We start from the raw sequence: 16,245 nt of genomic DNA on the forward strand, positions 1-16,245 counted from the left end.
TCAATTTTTCAAGTGAATCTTTACGGCAGACTTTAACTGAGCTCATAACGGACAAATGCCAACTGTTTGCTGTCCGGTGACCAAGAGTTCACATTAATCGTCCCTTGACCTCCAAACAGCTCTACGATCATACGTGATTTACCACCAGAGCTCGGCATTAGGCGCAGTTCAACATTCTTATTAGGAGGATGATCGTCAGGTGCTACATCCCCTTTCTGATACGCGATATACACAACATGCTGCCCATCAGGAGATATATGAGGAAACCAGTTATGACTTTCCTCAAACGTCATTTGCGTCTGTGAACTTCCATCTACATTCATTCGCCATACTTGCATAAGGCCGGTACGCGTTGAGTTAAACCAAATGTAGCGGCCATCTGGTGAATATTCCGGCCCATCATCTAGTCCTGGAGTATATGTCAATTGCTTCTCCACTCCCCCGATTGCTGGAATGGTATATATATTATATTTCCCGTTCCGCTCAGCACAATAAGCCAATTCCTTTCCATCAGGGGACCAACCGTGTAAATAGGAAGGCCCCATGGGTGTAATCAGTGTCGGATGCCCGCCCTCTCTAGCTAATGTATAAATACGAGACTGTCGATCTTCATTAGTTTGGTGACTGATCCCCAAATACATTTCATCCGGTGATAAGACATGATCGTTGTTGCAAGAAGTAGCAAAACCCGAATCAATGAAAGTGTTTTCATCTGTTTGCATGTCAAAAGAGTACAGCTTTCCACCCCTGTTATAAATAAGCTTTCCATCCTTGGTCCAATTAGGCGCCTCAACTACTTGATCGAATGTTGCCAAAGTCGTCCGCTCGCCTGTTTCGATATGGATCGTTTCCAGAAAACTTTTTACACTTCCCCATTTAAGTTCTTCCATTATATTTACCTCCCCCCTTCTTACTATTTTTAAAGATACTCTACATCTATTCTATAAAAGTCCGCTAATTCCTTCGGAAAGTTTAAATATATATTTTCTTTGACCAGGAAAAAGGGCCCTTCTCTAGGTTTTCAAGGAAATTTATTTTCAATTAAAGAACTAGAAAAGGGCGTTTTTAACTTTTCTTGGCTATATATGACAATATGAGGGTGTTTATTGCACCTTTTCCACCTCTGGATAGGTAACACCCATTGTGTCAATCGTCACTTTTTTCATCACTTGGTCTGTCAATGGCTTATCTACAGCGTCCCGTTCTACATTGACAATTTTGTCAACAATATCCATTCCTTCTGTTACCTTTCCAAATGCAGCATAATCGTTATCAAGGTGGGAAGCATCCTCTGCTATAATGAAAAATTGGGAACCAGCAGAATCAGGTTCTTTGGTCCGAGCCATTGAGATCACACCACGCTCATGTTTTAGATGATTTTCAACCCCATTTGAGGAAAATTCTCCTGCAATACTATAGCCAGGACCGCCCGAGCCGTTTCCATCAGGGTCACCCCCTTGAATCATAAAACCAGGGATAACACGATGAAAAATAAGTCCATCATAAAAATGATCTTCTACAAGAGCAACAAAATTTGCGACCGTATTGGGCGCTATATTAGGCTCCAGCTCAATTTTAATGATTCCTCCATCCTCCATTTCAATCGTCACAATAGGATTTTCCTCAATCTTCACTTTCTCACCTTGTGACTTTACCTTTTCAGGATTTGTCCCGTTTCCACAACCACTTAACAATAACGTCAAAAGTAGCATGAAAAACAATATCGGTTTTGTTCTTATGTATTTGTTCAATTTTGAACTCCCCCTTCCGCATCCTTTCTATCATAACTTTAATTTAATAGAGAGACTACGATCTTTTTTAATGCATGTGTTTTATTTTACCTATTCATGGAAAACCTACATACTAAAGAAGTTTACACGATCGAGAATCGCCTTTGTTAATTGAGAATTAAGATACTAACTCCAAATTCGCCAGCTTTCATAGCTAGTATAAATTAGCGTAAACTAACTTTTTTTAATCCATAATAATAATTAATAATGAAACTTTTTAATCAATGTATAAGATTTGACAAAAGATAGTTTTCATATGATAATTAATGTTGTATTAGAATTATTATAGTTAGCGACATAAAATATTAAAATATATTAGGAGGAATAGTATATGTCTTTAATTGGAAAAAAAGTAGAACCATTCACAGCATCAGCCTACAACAGCAGCAACGGTGAGTTTATCGAAGTTAGTGATGAAAACTTAAAAGGGCAATGGAATGTTGTTTGTTTCTACCCAGCAGACTTTTCATTCGTATGCCCAACTGAACTTGAGGACCTGCAAAATCAATATGCAGAGCTAAAAGAGCTTGGAGCTGAAGTCTATTCCGTTTCAACAGATACGCATTTCGTCCATAAAGCATGGCATGACCACTCAGATGCAATCAGCAAAATCGAATATACAATGATTGGTGACCCATCACAAACGATTTCTCGTAACTTCGATGTTTTGGATGAAGAAGCAGGGCTTGCCCAACGTGGTACATTCATTATTGATCCAGACGGTGTTGTACAAGCAGCTGAAATCAATGCAGACGGGATTGGCCGTGATGCAAGCACGCTTATTAGTAAGATTAAAGCAGCTCAATACGTGCGTAATAATCCAGGAGAAGTTTGCCCAGCTAAATGGGAAGAAGGTTCTACAACACTTAAACCAAGCTTAGATCTAGTAGGTAAAATTTAAGGAGTAGATTGAATGATATTAGATGCGGAGTTAAAAGCACAATTAGAACAATATCTTCAAATGCTTGAAGGCGATGTGTTACTAAAAGTGAGCGCGGGAACGGATCAAGTTTCCCGCGAGATGCTAGAACTAGTTGATGAGTTAGCGACTATGTCTAGTCATATTAAGGTCGAACACGCTGAGCTTGAGAGAACACCAAGCTTTAGTCTCAACCGTATTGGAGAAGAGACTGGGATCACCTTTGCTGGTGTCCCGCTTGGCCATGAGTTCACTTCACTCGTACTCGCCCTCCTTCAAGTAAGTGGGAGAGCCCCAAAGGTCGATCAAAAAGTCATCGATCAAGTGCAATTGATTCAAGAAACCTATCATTTTGAGACTTACGTTAGCTTAAGCTGTCAAAATTGTCCTGACGTTGTACAGGCATTAAATACAATGAGCGTTCTTAATCCTAGTATTTCCCATACAATGATTGATGGCGCAGCTTACAAAGAAGAAGTGGAAAGCAAAAACATCATGGCTGTCCCTACCGTATACCTGAATGGTGAGCCATTTGGAAACGGACGTATGACGCTTGAAGAGATTCTTGTTAAGTTAGGAAGTGCTCCTGACGCATCGGAATTTGCGGATAAAGATCCGTTTGATGTGCTTGTAGTAGGAGGCGGACCTGCGGGTGCAAGTGCAGCTGTCTATGCAGCACGTAAAGGAATCCGTACAGGAATTGTTGCTGAACGCTTTGGTGGTCAGATCTTGGACACTGCTAGTATCGAAAACTTTATTAGCGTGAAGCATACAGAAGGTCCAAAACTTGCAGCGAATCTTGAAGAGCATGTAAAAGAATACAACATTGATATTATGAATTTGCAGCGTGCAAAACGTTTAGAAAAGAAAGATCAAATTGAAATTGAATTAGAAAACGGCGCTGTTCTAAAAAGTAAGACCGTCATCCTTTCAACAGGTGCTCGTTGGCGTAATATTGGCGTACCAGGTGAAGCTGAATTCAAAAACAAGGGTGTCGCATATTGCCCTCACTGTGATGGCCCATTGTTTGAAGGAAAAGATGTAGCTGTTATTGGCGGTGGAAATTCTGGGATTGAGGCTGCTATTGACCTTGCCGGGATTGTGAAACATGTCACAGTTCTTGAATTTTTGCCTGAATTGAAAGCTGACTCTGTCCTTCAAGATCGTCTTAACAGTCTTCCGAATGTCACAGTTTTGAAAAATGTTCAAACAAAGGAAATTACCGGAACAGACAGTGTCAACGGAATTACCTATATTGAACGTGATACAGAGACAGAACATCATATTGAACTATCTGGAGTATTTGTTCAGATTGGTCTCGTACCAAATACAGATTGGCTCGGTGACACCGTTGAGCGCAATAGATTCGGAGAGATCGTTGTGAACCATCGTGGAGAAACTAATGTCCCCGGCGTATTTGCCGCTGGAGACTGTTCCACTGCCCCATTTAAGCAAATTATTATTTCGATGGGATCTGGTGCAACGGCATCGCTAAGTGCCTTCGATTACCTTGTTCGAAATTAATAGATGAAACTTCAAATAGCGGGGTTTTACTGCCTATTAATGGAGAATAGATAAAGTAGACAAGCCTACTGTAAATGGATTATTCCTTTTTACAGTAGGCTTTTTTATACTTTAAGTTGTGATAAAGTCCTAACTTGCGGAAAAATTTCTTATGTCGTGTTTGATATCTTGCTCCAGAGTATTTGTTTTTCCTATATATAGGAAAAACAAACGATATAAACAAAACTCTTATCAGTGGGACATACTTCCTCCATGCATATGAGTATAACCATTTTCCTCATAGTGCTAGAATATTAATGAGACGAGTAAGATCTGAGATAAAAGACGACACTATTAGGAAAAAGGAGTGGTCATGATGAACCAAAGTCAGTTTGAGAAAGTCAAAAACGGAAAAGGTTTTATCGCAGCACTAGACCAAAGTGGAGGCAGTACACCTAAGGCGCTAGCCGCTTATGGGATCTCAGAAGATGCCTATTCAACAGAAGATGAAATGTTCGAATTAGTCCACAAAATGCGGACACGCATTATCACGTCCCCTGCTTTCGATGCGGAGTACATTTTAGGAGCTATTCTATTTGAACAAACAATGGATAGTAAAATCGAAGACATGTACACAGCTGATTATTTAGCTGAAAGGAAAGGCATTGTTCCTTTTCTTAAAATAGACAAAGGACTTGATCAAGAGAAGAATGGTGTACAACTGATGAAGCCGAATCCAGGTCTTGGGGAACTACTAAATCGCGCAAATGAACGCCATATTTTTGGTACAAAAATGCGCTCGGTTATTAAAGAAGCGAATATAGAAGGCATTAAAGCTGTCGTTCGCCAGCAATTCGAAATCGGCAAGCAAATTATTGCAGCAGGACTCGTTCCGATTATCGAACCAGAAGTCGATATTAACAGCCCTGAAAAAGAAAAATGTGAAGACCTATTAAAAGCAGAACTACTAGACCATCTCAACCAATTAGAGGAAAATGAGAATGTAATGCTAAAAATCACCATTCCTACAAAAGCAAACTTATATAAAGAATTAATCGATCATCCAAAGGTCGTTCGCGTCGTAGCCCTCTCCGGAGGATACTCCGCAGACGAAGCAAATGCAAAACTAAAAGAAAACGTTGGCCTCATCGCCAGCTTCTCGCGCGCCCTCAGTCAAGACCTAAACAACGACCAAACAGATGAAGAATTTAACACTATCCTTAAGAAAGCCGTTCAATCCATTTACGAAGCGTCTATCTAAAGTGGCGATAAAGCGGGGACTGTCCCCCAATGTGTTAAAGTATTAACGCAACGAGGGACAGTCCCCACGATGTTGTTGACTTTAATAGAAAGATAGGGTAATATTACTATGTTAATAAAACCAATCAAAAAAGTATGAATTAACATGCTTTTTTTTATGTTATGTTTACGAGGGAGGATTTACTGGATGAAATTTAAACACCTACACTTTCTATGCTACATTATGCTTACAGCTCTACTGGCTGTTGGGTGTAGTAGTAATGCAGATGATTCTAATAAGGGTGGAGAATCTGCAGAAGGTCAGAAAAATTATGGAGATAAAATAGATATTGCCATTACAGCTCAACCACCAACTCTTGATGCGGCGGTAACGGTCTCCCAAGCGTCATTAGATATTTCACGAAATATCTTTGAAACATTGGTGACGTTAGATGAAAATTATGAACCTGTTCCAATGCTAGCTGAATCGATTGATACGAGTGATGACGGTAAAACATACACCTTTCATTTAAGAGAAGGCATTAAATTCCACAACGATGATGAAATGACATCTGAAGATGTGGTAGCATCCATGAATCGTTGGTTGGAAAAATCACCGAAGGCAAAGGAACTTTTAAAGGATGCAAAATTCGAAGCAGAAGATACGTACACCGCTGTATTAACTTTACCAAAAAATTACTCTGATGTACTGATCATGATGGCTTCACAAGCTCAATTTCCAGCCATTATGCCCAAAGAAATAATTGATTCTGCTGATGCAGAAGGTGTGAAGGAATATATTGGAACTGGTCCATATAAGTTTGAAGAATGGAAGCAAGATCAATATATATATATAACCAAATATGACGATTATCAGGCTGTTGATGAGGAAGCTAGTGGAGTTGCAGGAAAGAAAGAAGCTTTTATCAAAGATGTATACTATCACTTTGTAACTGATCATTCAACGAGAATTGCTGGAATTCAAACAGGAGAATATGATCTCGCTAATAGCATTCCTATTGAAAACTATGAGCAATTACAATCAGCAAATAATATTGAAGTTCAAGATTTTAAAGGTGGAACACTGACACTTTTCTATAACACGAATGAAGGAAACTTAGCTGATGTAAAAATGCGCCAAGCGATTCAAACTGGATTAGAAATGGATGAAATAATGCTAGGTGCATTCGCAAACGAAGACTTGTATTCTTTAAATCCAGCCTATATGAACCCTGATCAAACACAGTGGGAAACAGAAGCTGGTCAAGATAACTATAATCAAGGTGATGTTGAGAAGGCAAAAGACTTATTGAAAGAAGCTGGTTATGACGGAGAAGAAATTACCTTACTAACAACCAGCGATTATAATGAAATGTACTCAGCCACACTTGTCGTTCAAGAACAGCTACGACAATTAGGAATGAAAGTAAAAGTAGAGAACTTCGACTTTCCAACATTCTTAGAAAAGAAAAATGATCCTTCACAATGGGATATTTTTATTACAAGTAATGGTTATCCTCTCACTCCACCACAATTACTAGCATTAACAAAAGATTGGGCAGGAGTAGATGATTCGAAAATAACAGATTTAGTCTCGAAGATTCGCGAAGCCAAAACAGATGAAGAAGCAAGCAAGCATTGGGATGAATTACAAGGCTACTTATATGAATATCTTCCGTCCACAGTAATTGGTCACTACAATAGCTTGTTAGCAACAACAGATAAACTTGAAGGATTTACCATCTTAGATTATCCAATCATTTGGAATACGAAAATTGCGGAATAAAAGTGAAACTTCACTCAGTGGGAGTTTTTCCATTCCTTACTGAATTGATAAGATCAAATCCTCCATTGTTATGATAACGATGGAGGTTTCCCTGTTTTATTAAAGAAAAGCGCAAGGCGCCCGCCTGGCGGCGACAAGCAAATGTTCTCAACCATAGAAAGGCGCTTTTTGCCTTTCATTGGTTCAGGTTATTTATACAGAACATCGGCTAAGTTCGCGCCGTCCTGTCGCTTCGTCTGCACTAGTACCTCCTGTACGTCGCAACGCCGACGGACTCGCTCCTGCGATGGCGCCTGGAGCTGGACACTTCAAAAAAATGTCAGTTCTTTTTAAAAGCCAAGCATGATACGATTGAATTATTATGAATCCAAAAAAGGAGGGGTCTCCTTGGTAGGCTATATTGTAAAACGGATTTTATCCTTAATACCTGTATTATTTATTGTCTCAATCGCAATCTTTTTAATTGTCCATCTAACACCAGGGGATCCGGCATCCGTTATCCTAGGAATGGAAGCAACGGAGGAACAGATTGAAGAATTGAATGAACAAATGGGGTTTAACCTCCCAATTTATAATCAGTATTTTACTTGGATAAAAGGAATCTTTCAGGGTGACTTGGGAAGGTCTTATTTCATGGATGAGCCCGTCACACAAGCCATTTTCAGTCATTTGGCTCCAACATTGTCTCTTGCTATATTAGCTGAAATTGTTGCATTGATTTTAGCGATTCCGATCGGTATTTATGCAGCTTATCGTCGTGGATCATTGGCAGATCATTCACTTATGGTGGTCTCTTTATTAGGAATGGCCGTTCCTAGTTTCCTACTTAGTTTATTATTAATGTTGTTTGTCGGTGTAAAATTAAATTGGTTACCAATCGCTGGTTATCAACCGTTAAGTTTAGGGGTATGGGAGCATTTTAGATACTTAATTTTACCGGCGATTTCTCTAGGAGCAATTCAAGCAGCACTTGTCGCAAGAATGACACGCTCTTCTATGCTGGAAGTTTTGAATATGAACTATATTAAAACAGCCCGTTCGAAAGGTGCGAAGGAAAGAAAGGTGATTGTGAAACATGCACTTCGTAATGCATTCCTTCCCATCCTGACAGTGATTGGACAATCCTTTGGGACACTTGTAACTGGTGCAGTAGTAGTTGAGACGATTTTTAACATTCCCGGTCTGGGACAGTTAATTATTAACTCAATTGAACGGAGAGATTTTGCTGTCATACAGGGTGTTGTTCTATTTGTTACCTTTATATATGTCATGATCAACTTAATTGTAGACTTATTGTATGGGATTATTGATCCTCGCGTTAGGTTGGAACGAAAATAGAAAGGAGATAGCATATGGCTGCAATTCAAAAGGAAAATGAATTCCAACAAATTAAGTCTAGTCTAAAAAAACAGCAACGATCATTGACCGTGAAAAGATTTTTCTCCAATAAATTAATGGTCCTTGGCGGCATCATTTTTATTTTTCTTATTGTATTTGCCTTCATTGGCCCCTTTCTCATGTCCTATGATCCATATGCCATGGTTGTGACAGAGCGATTAAAAGCATCTAGTTCCGCGCATTTATTAGGGACAGATGAATTTGGAAGAGATCTGCTAACAAGGATTGTGTATGGAGCACGGGTTTCCATGGGAATTGGTTTAGCCGTAACACTGATTTCATCATTCCTTGGTATGGTAATTGGTCTTTACGCTAGTTTTTATAATGCATTGGATCATATCTTAATGCGGATTTGTGATGCACTCATGTCCATCCCAGGTATTTTACTTGCGATTGCTTTAATGGCAGCATTAGGGCCATCAGCTACCAATGTCATTATCGCTTTGAGCATTGTTTTCACTCCAAGTATTGCCCGGATTGTTCGCTCTTCTGCATTAGTCGTCCGTGAGCAAACGTATATTGAGGCCATGAAGGCACAAGGAGCTAGTAACTTGCGAATCATTTGGGGGCATATAGCACCTAATACTATATCACCATTAATCGTCCAAGCTACCTTTGTGTTTGCCGAAGCCATCATTTCAGAAGCAGCTCTTAGTTTCCTTGGTGCTGGGATTCCCGCTCCAGATCCTAGTTGGGGAAATATCCTATATGCTGGGAAATTAGTGATTTTTAAAGCATGGTGGATGGTTGTTTATCCTGGACTTATTATTGTTGTATCCGTGTTGGGCCTTAACCTTTTAGGTGACGGCTTACGAGACTTTATAGACCCACATACAGCAGGAAAAAATAAACGTTAAATAGAAGCTGTGGCAATCCGTAGTACATCCCAAAGATGTTGCCTGCAGATCTATAATTTTACAACTACCAATAGTTGACTGAACGATAAAGGAGGGACACAAATGAACAATCAACCACTTCTTGAAGTAAAAGATTTAAAAACTCACTTTAACACTTCACGCGGACGTGTAACAGCTGTCGATGGGATCAGCTTCCAAGTCAATGAAGGAGAGATTCTAGGTGTTGTCGGTGAATCAGGTTGTGGGAAAAGTGTGATGTCCCAGTCGATTATGCGACTTTTTGATGAAAAGAATACAACTGAACATGAAGGGGAAGTTCGTCTTAATGGAAAAAATCTATTAGAATTGTCAAATGCTAAGATGGGGGCAATTCGTGGGAACGAGATCTCGATGATCTTTCAGGATCCCCTTAGCTCTCTTAATCCTGTTTATACAATCGGTGATCAAATAAGAGAAGCGATTTTATTGCATCAAAAGGTTTCAAAAAAGGAAGCAACAAAGAAGGCCGTTGACATGCTACGTCTGACGGGGATTCCAGCACCTGAAAAACGAGTAAATGATTATCCCCATCAATTATCTGGGGGAATGCAACAACGCGCCATGATTGCGATGGCTCTTGCTTGTCAACCAAAGCTATTAATTGCTGATGAGCCAACGACAGCCCTTGATGTTACCATTCAGGCACAAATTTTAGATTTAATTGTTGAGTTAAATAAAACATTACAGATGGGCGTTATGTTCATTACCCATGATCTTGGGGTTGTAGCTGAGGTATGCACCCGTGTGATTGTCATGTATCTTGGTCAAGTTGTAGAAGAAACAGATACAAAAAATCTATTCACAAAACCATTACATCCCTACACGAAAAGCCTAATGAAGTCTATTCCAAAGATAGATGGCGATCGGACCCAAAAGCTGCATGTCATTAAAGGATCTGTTCCTTCCTTAGAGAATGTCCCAAAAGGCTGTCGCTTTGCTTCACGCTGTCCGTTTGCCACAGATCTTTGCCGGGAAAAAGCACCTGAACTAGAGGATCATAGTGAAACTCAAAAAGTAAGATGCTGGCATTACAAAGAAATTGCGGAAAGAGAGGAGGATGATCATGTCTCTACAAGCAAATAAACAAGAGCCAATCCTCCAAGTCCAACATTTAAAAAAATATTTTCCTGTTACTGGACAATTCGGTCGATTAGGCGGCATTAAAGGGCAAGTAAAAGCGGTGAACGACGTTTCATTTGATATATACAACGGCGAAACATTGGGAATTGTCGGGGAATCAGGCTGTGGAAAAAGTACAACTGGCCGTACGATTCTCCGTTTAATGGAACCAACTGCCGGCAAAGTACTCTACCAAAATCAAGATCTTGTGCAAATGTCCAAGCAGGAGCTTCGAAGGACTCGAAAAGATTTACAAATGGTCTTTCAAGACCCTTATTCATCATTAAATCCAAGAAAAAACGTTGGGCAAATCTTAGAGGAACCCCTTAACATTCATGCCATCGGAGACAAAAAGGAACGAAGAGAGCGGACATTAGAGATGTTAAACAAGGTCGGCTTAGGGGCCGATTACTATTATCGATATCCCCATGAATTTTCTGGCGGTCAAAGACAACGGCTCGGTTTGGCAAGAGCGCTCATTTTGAATCCCAAAGTGATCATTTGTGATGAACCAGTATCAGCATTGGATGTATCCATTCAGTCTCAAGTTCTTAATCTCTTAGAAGAGCTTCAAGATGAATTTGATTTGACTTATCTATTCATTACTCATGATATTAGTGTCGTACGTCATATTTCTGATCGAATTGGTGTAATGTATTTGGGGAAAATTGTCGAAGAAGCCTCTACAGACCAGTTATTTGCAGAACCGCTTCATCCATATACAAAAGCTCTATTTTCGGCCGTCCCACGACCAAATATGGATGAAGATAAACGAGAACGCATTGTTTTGAAGGGAGATATCCCATCACCACTAAATCCACCAACAGGCTGTATGTTTCATACTAGATGCCCTTTCGCAACAGAAGTATGTAAGAATGTTGTGCCTGAACGCAAAGAAATAGCAAGTGGACATTATGTTTCATGCCATTTGTATTAAGAGTGAATAAGTTTTTTATACCTTTTTGTCTATCGTATCTTATAAGGAGGAATAATATATGGCCATCGTACAAAGAAAAAATGGCGCTTTTGGTATTTATAATGAAGCAGGTTATCAAGTAGAAGCCAGCTTTACAGCAGGTTCAACTGGTTTAAACCCGAAGGAATTATTAGAATCCTCTCTAGGACTATGTACAACAATTGTCATTCAAAGAATGCTAGAACGGGATGGAATAGAACTAGACGAAAATGATCCCTTCTCCGTTGAAGTCAAAACCGTAAAAGCGGCTGATCGCCCATCACGCTTCGAAGAATGTATCGTTCAAGTATCACTTCCAGACCACCTCCCTGAGGATTATAAAAATAAACTAATCAAATCCGCTGAAAAAGCATGTACAATTGGAAATACATTGAAACAAGGATTAAAAATCACCCAATCTGGGGACTGTCCCCTACCGAGTTAACGCGTTAATACACCAGGGGACAGTCCCCCTGGTGTATTTTTTAAGCCTTCTCTAATACTCTCGTTTCTCCAGTTTCAGGATGATCTGGATTTGTTGAGTCTTCACTTAGGCCTAGGACCTGTGCTGTGGAAGCGTGAATTTTTTGGAAAAGCTCTGGGTTTTCTACCAATGAAATACCATACGATGGAATCATTTGCTTTATTTTCGGTTCCCACTCTTTTAGTTGGTCCGGAAAGCATCTGTTTATGATATCAAGCATAACGTGAACAGCTGTCGAAGCTCCTGGAGATGCACCAAGCAATGCTGCAATTGAGCCATCTGCGGCACTTACTACTTCAGTGCCGAATTGTAATGTCCCTTTTCCCCCAGTAACCGTGTCTTTAATCACTTGCACACGCTGACCAGCGACAACTAGATCCCAATCCTCACTCTTGGCGTTTGGAATAAACACTCGTAACTCTTCCATACGTTGTTCCTTCGATAACATCAGTTGTTGAATCAAATATTTTGTCAAGGACAGTTCTTTAGCTCCTGCCGCCAACATCGTTAAAACATTGTGCGGTTTCACCGAAGTAATTAAATCAAATACCGATCCTGTTTTAAGAAACTTTGGTGAAAAGCCAGCGAACGGTCCAAATAATAACGATTTTTTATTATCAATATATCTTGTGTCCAGATGTGGAACTGACATTGGCGGAGCTCCAACCGAGGCTTTCCCATACACCTTTGCATGATGTTGCTCGGCAATCTCAGGATTATTACACACCATGAATAACCCACTTACTGGGAAGCCACCAATATGCTTTCCTTCAGGAATACCGGATTTTTGCAGTAAATGTAGACTGCCGCCACCACCGCCAATAAAGACGAATTTTGCTATGTGACGTTCAACCGTGCCACTGTCAAGATTTTTCACTTTCAATTCCCAGCATCCATCATCCATACGATTGATGTTATCTACACTATGTTTGTAATGAATCTCGACATCTTGGCTTTGTAAATGGTCAAACAACATACGTGTTAGGGAGCCAAAATTAACATCTGTTCCGGAATCAATCTTTGTCGCTGCTATAGGCTCATCCAAAGTGCGATCCTTCAACATAAGGGGTGCCCATTCGGCTAGTTTTTCCGGATCATCGGAAAACTCCATTCCTTCGAACAAAGGATTGTTGGAAAGGGCTTCAAAACGTTTTTTCAGAAACTTTACATTCTCTTCGCCATATACATAACTCATATGGGGCAATGGCATGATAAAGTCTTGCGGGTGGCGAATTAGATTACGATTAACCAAATAAGACCAAAACTGTCTCGATAGTTGGAATTGTTCGTTCACTTTAATTGCTTTACTAATATCAAGTGAACCATCCGGTTTTTCAACGGTATAATTAAGTTCACACAGTGCAGAATGTCCTGTACCTGCATTATTCCATTCGTTAGAGCTTTCTTCCCCTGGCTTCGTAAGCTTCTCAAAAACCTTAATCTCCCAGTCTGGTGCTAATTCCTTCAAAAGAGTTCCTAAAGTCGCACTCATAACTCCGGCACCGATTAGGATAACGTCCGTTTTCGTTTGTCTGTTACTCATTTTTACCATATCCTTATACCTTGAGATTTGCAGAAAAGATGTAAGCGCGTCCCAGCAAACCATGACACAATCTAGGGACTTACCTTTCCTGTATCAATAATCATCTGATTATAGTATGTCTAAATCTTTTATAGATTAAAATATTCATATAGAAGATTATAACATAGTTGGATCCTTTATGAGTACATCCTCATGCAAAAGCCCTTGGAACTTTTTACTACAAGTTGGTTTGGTATGAAACAATCAGAGGCTACATTGTCGAAGTTCTTTTCGGGGCACGAAGCATTTCAATGTGTTTTTCCATGTATTCCTGTTATGATAGTTGGGATAAGGGCCAAGCCCAACTTTAACAGGAGAGGAAAATGGACAATGTCAAATATACAAATTCCAATTTCTGTTTTAAATCTTGTGCCAATCAGACAAGGCCAGGAGTCGAAGGAAGCAATTGATTCCATGGTGGATTTGGCACAAGCTACGGAAAAAATGGGGTATACACGTTATTGGATTGCAGAGCATCATAATACTGCGACATTAGTGAGTTCTGCAACATCGATTTTAATCAAACATACATTAGAACATACGGAGAAAATTCGTGTTGGGTCTGGTGGCGTTATGCTGCCAAATCATGCACCGCTAGTTGTGGCGGAACAATTTGGGACAATGGCCACCATCTATCCCGGACGTTTGGACTTAGGACTTGGCCGTGCGCCGGGAACAGACATGATTACAGCAAATGCATTAAGACGCTCAAAAAGCGATACCGTCTACACGTTCCCTGAGGATGTCAAATCATTACTCACTTATTTTGGTCCAGAGGAAGAGCAAGGGTCGGTAAAAGCCTATCCTGGCGTCGGGACGAATATTCCAATATACATTCTTGGCTCTTCCCCAGATTCTGCTCATTTAGCAGCAAGATTAGGATTGCCTTATGTATTTGCCTCTCACTTTGCACCAAGGTGGATGGCAGATGCAATCGACATTTATCGGAGTGAATTTCAGCCTTCCGAGTATCTTGATCAACCCTATATGACGGTATGTCTCAATGTGATCGCTGCGGAAACAGACGAAGAAGCAAAACGAGAAGCCACCACCATGCAACAATTTTTCCTAAATGTTGTGAGAGGCTCCTCTGTAAAACTAAGCCCTCCCGTCGAAAGCATGGATGCACTGTGGAATGAGCAAGAAAAAGCAATTGCATCGAACATGAGTAGCTTCACATTCATGGGAAGTAAAACAAGCATTCGAGCACAAATGAAACAATTTCAAGATCAATACCATGTTGATGAAATAATGGCCATATCCTATATTTTTGATCCTGAAAAACAAAAACGCTCCTATGAAATTTTGAAAGAAGTTGTGGATGAAGGATAAAAACTGGGGCCTGTCCCCCAACGCTTTAACGCGCTGGGGGACAGGCCCTCAATAACTCAAGGATGCTTCTGGTATGATTTTAAAGCCGTCGACCATCGTATCTTCATCCACTTCAATTAATAAGCAACGTTTGCCATTATGATTCACTTGTTTTACATATTTTATATCTTGAGGGCTGATAGCAATATTGGCTACTTTTGTTTGGATTTTAATAGATTTGGACGTATAGTTCGGAACAATGCTACTTGCTTTCACCTCGTATTTCTCGTCATCGATCACTTTTTGAAAAGCCATTTCCACTTTATCTGTATCGACGTCCTCTACTCCACTCACCTTCAAAACACGTTCCACATCTTTATAATCCAACTTAGGTGCTTCATCCTCTTCGTCTTCATTAATGATCCGATTAATTTCCTCATATACATTGGAGAGTGTACTCGTATCGACTTCTTCCCCGACGACTTCCTTCACAATTTCCTCAAAAACTGCCTTGTCATCCTCTGCTGTCATGATCTCTTCCCCGTTTAGGACATTTTCAATAAAATGATAATCAAGTTTCTTCCCAGCTGAGTACAGGATGTGGTTGACATCTGCCGAGTTTTCAGTAAAGCTCGGAAATAAAAACCCAGCGACTGGGGATTTCAAGTTAATGATGGAGTCCATAGCAACACTAGCCTTAAACTCCTTTTCAATATAATCAAAAACAAGGGATTTTTTCGGCTGATCCGTTTGATTCATACTACAAAGAATAAAGGGATGTAAATAAACCTCATCGCGATCGCTTATTTCCGTCTCGTCATTACTTTTCTTCGTTGGTTTATAATACTCCCCGCGAATAAAGGTTACGACCATGTCCTTTTCATACTCAACATCTTTAAACATCTTGGACACGATCTTAAGCATTTGTTCTTCCCATTCCTCGCCATCTATATCAAGTGCCTCGTAAAGAATAACCTGAGTATGATCTTCCGCTTGCTCTTGGAACCTCACCTCAAACAACTTTTGATCCATCTTCCCCGTCAGCACCTTCTTAAAATTCGCCATAAACAACTCCTGCTGCTCTCGCTCCAACATCGGAAACGGCTGACTCTCCTGATGATAAATCTCACTACTCTCTTTCCTTATGTAAACATTAAAAATATCCTGTACTTTTAACAAATCATTATCCAACTTAAATTGCTTCCGTATATTGCCAATATCATTCTTATTCATCTAATGGTCCTCCTTTAATTTGGGGGACTG

Annotated in this window: 14 protein-coding genes; 10 read left to right on the forward strand and 4 right to left on the reverse strand. The window is 40.0% G+C overall.

The genetic code is table 11. The annotated features are described in order from the left end of the window. Positions 1-32 precede the first annotated feature (32 nt). Both KI375_RS13595 and KI375_RS13600 read right to left on the reverse strand, forming a co-directional pair. On the reverse strand, positions 33-890 hold the full coding sequence (locus tag KI375_RS13595; protein WP_212974024.1) for a TolB family protein: 858 nt from the start codon (positions 888-890) through the stop codon (positions 33-35). A 213-nt stretch (positions 891-1,103) separates the two neighbouring features. Then, the gene (locus KI375_RS13600; protein ID WP_212974191.1) at positions 1,104-1,712 is read right to left on the reverse strand and encodes a peptidylprolyl isomerase; all 609 of its coding nucleotides are present in this window, start codon (positions 1,710-1,712) and stop codon (positions 1,104-1,106) included. A 409-nt stretch (positions 1,713-2,121) separates the two neighbouring features. Between KI375_RS13600 and ahpC the strand changes: the two genes are divergently transcribed. The 9 genes from ahpC (at position 2,122) to KI375_RS13645 (ending at position 12,050) form a co-directional block, all read left to right on the forward strand. After that, positions 2,122-2,691, forward strand: a complete 570-nt coding sequence (ahpC, locus tag KI375_RS13605; RefSeq protein ID WP_207447277.1) for an alkyl hydroperoxide reductase subunit C — start codon at positions 2,122-2,124, stop codon at positions 2,689-2,691. Positions 2,692-2,703: 12 nt separating this feature from the next. Continuing rightward, complete coding sequence (gene ahpF / locus KI375_RS13610) at positions 2,704-4,233, forward strand: alkyl hydroperoxide reductase subunit F (RefSeq protein WP_212974025.1); 1,530 nt, start codon at positions 2,704-2,706, stop codon at positions 4,231-4,233. A 355-nt stretch (positions 4,234-4,588) separates the two neighbouring features. Beyond that, positions 4,589-5,473: a fructose bisphosphate aldolase gene (locus KI375_RS13615; RefSeq protein ID WP_212974026.1), complete on the forward strand. Its 885-nt coding sequence runs from the start codon at positions 4,589-4,591 to the stop codon at positions 5,471-5,473. Between the two features lie 186 nt (positions 5,474-5,659). Continuing rightward, complete coding sequence (locus KI375_RS13620) at positions 5,660-7,237, forward strand: ABC transporter substrate-binding protein (RefSeq protein ID WP_212974027.1); 1,578 nt, start codon at positions 5,660-5,662, stop codon at positions 7,235-7,237. Positions 7,238-7,624: 387 nt separating this feature from the next. Beyond that, positions 7,625-8,575, forward strand: coding sequence for an ABC transporter permease (locus KI375_RS13625; protein ID WP_212974028.1), 951 nt, complete (start codon positions 7,625-7,627; stop codon positions 8,573-8,575). 14 nt (positions 8,576-8,589) lie between these two features. Next, positions 8,590-9,492, forward strand: coding sequence for an ABC transporter permease (locus tag KI375_RS13630; protein ID WP_212974029.1), 903 nt, complete (start codon positions 8,590-8,592; stop codon positions 9,490-9,492). A gap of 102 nt (positions 9,493-9,594) precedes the next feature. Further along, positions 9,595-10,614, forward strand: coding sequence for an ABC transporter ATP-binding protein (locus KI375_RS13635; RefSeq protein WP_212974030.1), 1,020 nt, complete (start codon positions 9,595-9,597; stop codon positions 10,612-10,614). Beyond that, on the forward strand, positions 10,595-11,587 hold the full coding sequence (locus KI375_RS13640) for an ABC transporter ATP-binding protein (RefSeq protein ID WP_212974031.1): 993 nt from the start codon (positions 10,595-10,597) through the stop codon (positions 11,585-11,587). Before KI375_RS13635 ends, KI375_RS13640 begins: the two co-directional genes overlap by 20 nt. A 58-nt stretch (positions 11,588-11,645) precedes the next feature. Further along, a complete protein-coding gene (locus KI375_RS13645; protein WP_212974032.1) occupies positions 11,646-12,050 on the forward strand; it encodes an OsmC family protein in 405 nt (134 codons plus the stop codon). 40 nt (positions 12,051-12,090) lie between these two features. On the opposite strand, the gene KI375_RS13650 is transcribed toward KI375_RS13645, so the two are convergent. Beyond that, a complete protein-coding gene (locus KI375_RS13650; RefSeq protein ID WP_212974033.1) occupies positions 12,091-13,695 on the reverse strand; it encodes a malate:quinone oxidoreductase in 1,605 nt (534 codons plus the stop codon). 306 nt (positions 13,696-14,001) lie between these two features. On the opposite strand from KI375_RS13650, the gene KI375_RS13655 reads away from it, so the two are divergent. Then, entirely contained in the window at positions 14,002-15,003 is a 1,002-nt protein-coding gene (locus tag KI375_RS13655; protein WP_212974034.1) for an LLM class flavin-dependent oxidoreductase, read from the forward strand. A 48-nt stretch (positions 15,004-15,051) separates the two neighbouring features. Here KI375_RS13655 and KI375_RS13660 read toward each other — a convergent pair whose 3' ends face one another. Beyond that, the gene (locus tag KI375_RS13660) at positions 15,052-16,215 is read right to left on the reverse strand and encodes a DUF4317 domain-containing protein (RefSeq protein WP_212974035.1); all 1,164 of its coding nucleotides are present in this window, start codon (positions 16,213-16,215) and stop codon (positions 15,052-15,054) included. Positions 16,216-16,245: the final 30 nt, after the last annotated feature.

The organism is Bacillus sp. J14TS2, assembly GCF_018333015.1.
Classification (GTDB): Bacteria; Bacillota; Bacilli; order Bacillales; family Bacillaceae_C; genus Lederbergia.

What these genes read in the sequence shown, in the direction of transcription:
- KI375_RS13655 (WP_212974034.1), top strand. Translation starts at nt 14,002, where the DNA reads ATGTCAAATATACAAATTCCAATTTCTGTTTTAAATCTTGTGCCAATC.
- ahpF (WP_212974025.1), top strand. Translation starts at nt 2,704, where the DNA reads ATGATATTAGATGCGGAGTTAAAAGCACAATTAGAACAATATCTTCAA.
- ahpC (WP_207447277.1), top strand. Translation starts at nt 2,122, where the DNA reads ATGTCTTTAATTGGAAAAAAAGTAGAACCATTCACAGCATCAGCCTAC.
- KI375_RS13600 (WP_212974191.1), bottom strand. Translation starts at nt 1,712, where the DNA reads ATGCTACTTTTGACGTTATTGTTAAGTGGTTGTGGAAACGGGACAAAT.
- KI375_RS13615 (WP_212974026.1), top strand. Translation starts at nt 4,589, where the DNA reads ATGAACCAAAGTCAGTTTGAGAAAGTCAAAAACGGAAAAGGTTTTATC.
- KI375_RS13635 (WP_212974030.1), top strand. Translation starts at nt 9,595, where the DNA reads ATGAACAATCAACCACTTCTTGAAGTAAAAGATTTAAAAACTCACTTT.
- KI375_RS13595 (WP_212974024.1), bottom strand. Translation starts at nt 890, where the DNA reads ATGGAAGAACTTAAATGGGGAAGTGTAAAAAGTTTTCTGGAAACGATC.
- KI375_RS13660 (WP_212974035.1), bottom strand. Translation starts at nt 16,215, where the DNA reads ATGAATAAGAATGATATTGGCAATATACGGAAGCAATTTAAGTTGGAT.
- KI375_RS13650 (WP_212974033.1), bottom strand. Translation starts at nt 13,695, where the DNA reads ATGGTTTGCTGGGACGCGCTTACATCTTTTCTGCAAATCTCAAGGTAT.
- KI375_RS13645 (WP_212974032.1), top strand. Translation starts at nt 11,646, where the DNA reads ATGGCCATCGTACAAAGAAAAAATGGCGCTTTTGGTATTTATAATGAA.
- KI375_RS13620 (WP_212974027.1), top strand. Translation starts at nt 5,660, where the DNA reads ATGAAATTTAAACACCTACACTTTCTATGCTACATTATGCTTACAGCT.
- KI375_RS13630 (WP_212974029.1), top strand. Translation starts at nt 8,590, where the DNA reads ATGGCTGCAATTCAAAAGGAAAATGAATTCCAACAAATTAAGTCTAGT.
- KI375_RS13640 (WP_212974031.1), top strand. Translation starts at nt 10,595, where the DNA reads ATGTCTCTACAAGCAAATAAACAAGAGCCAATCCTCCAAGTCCAACAT.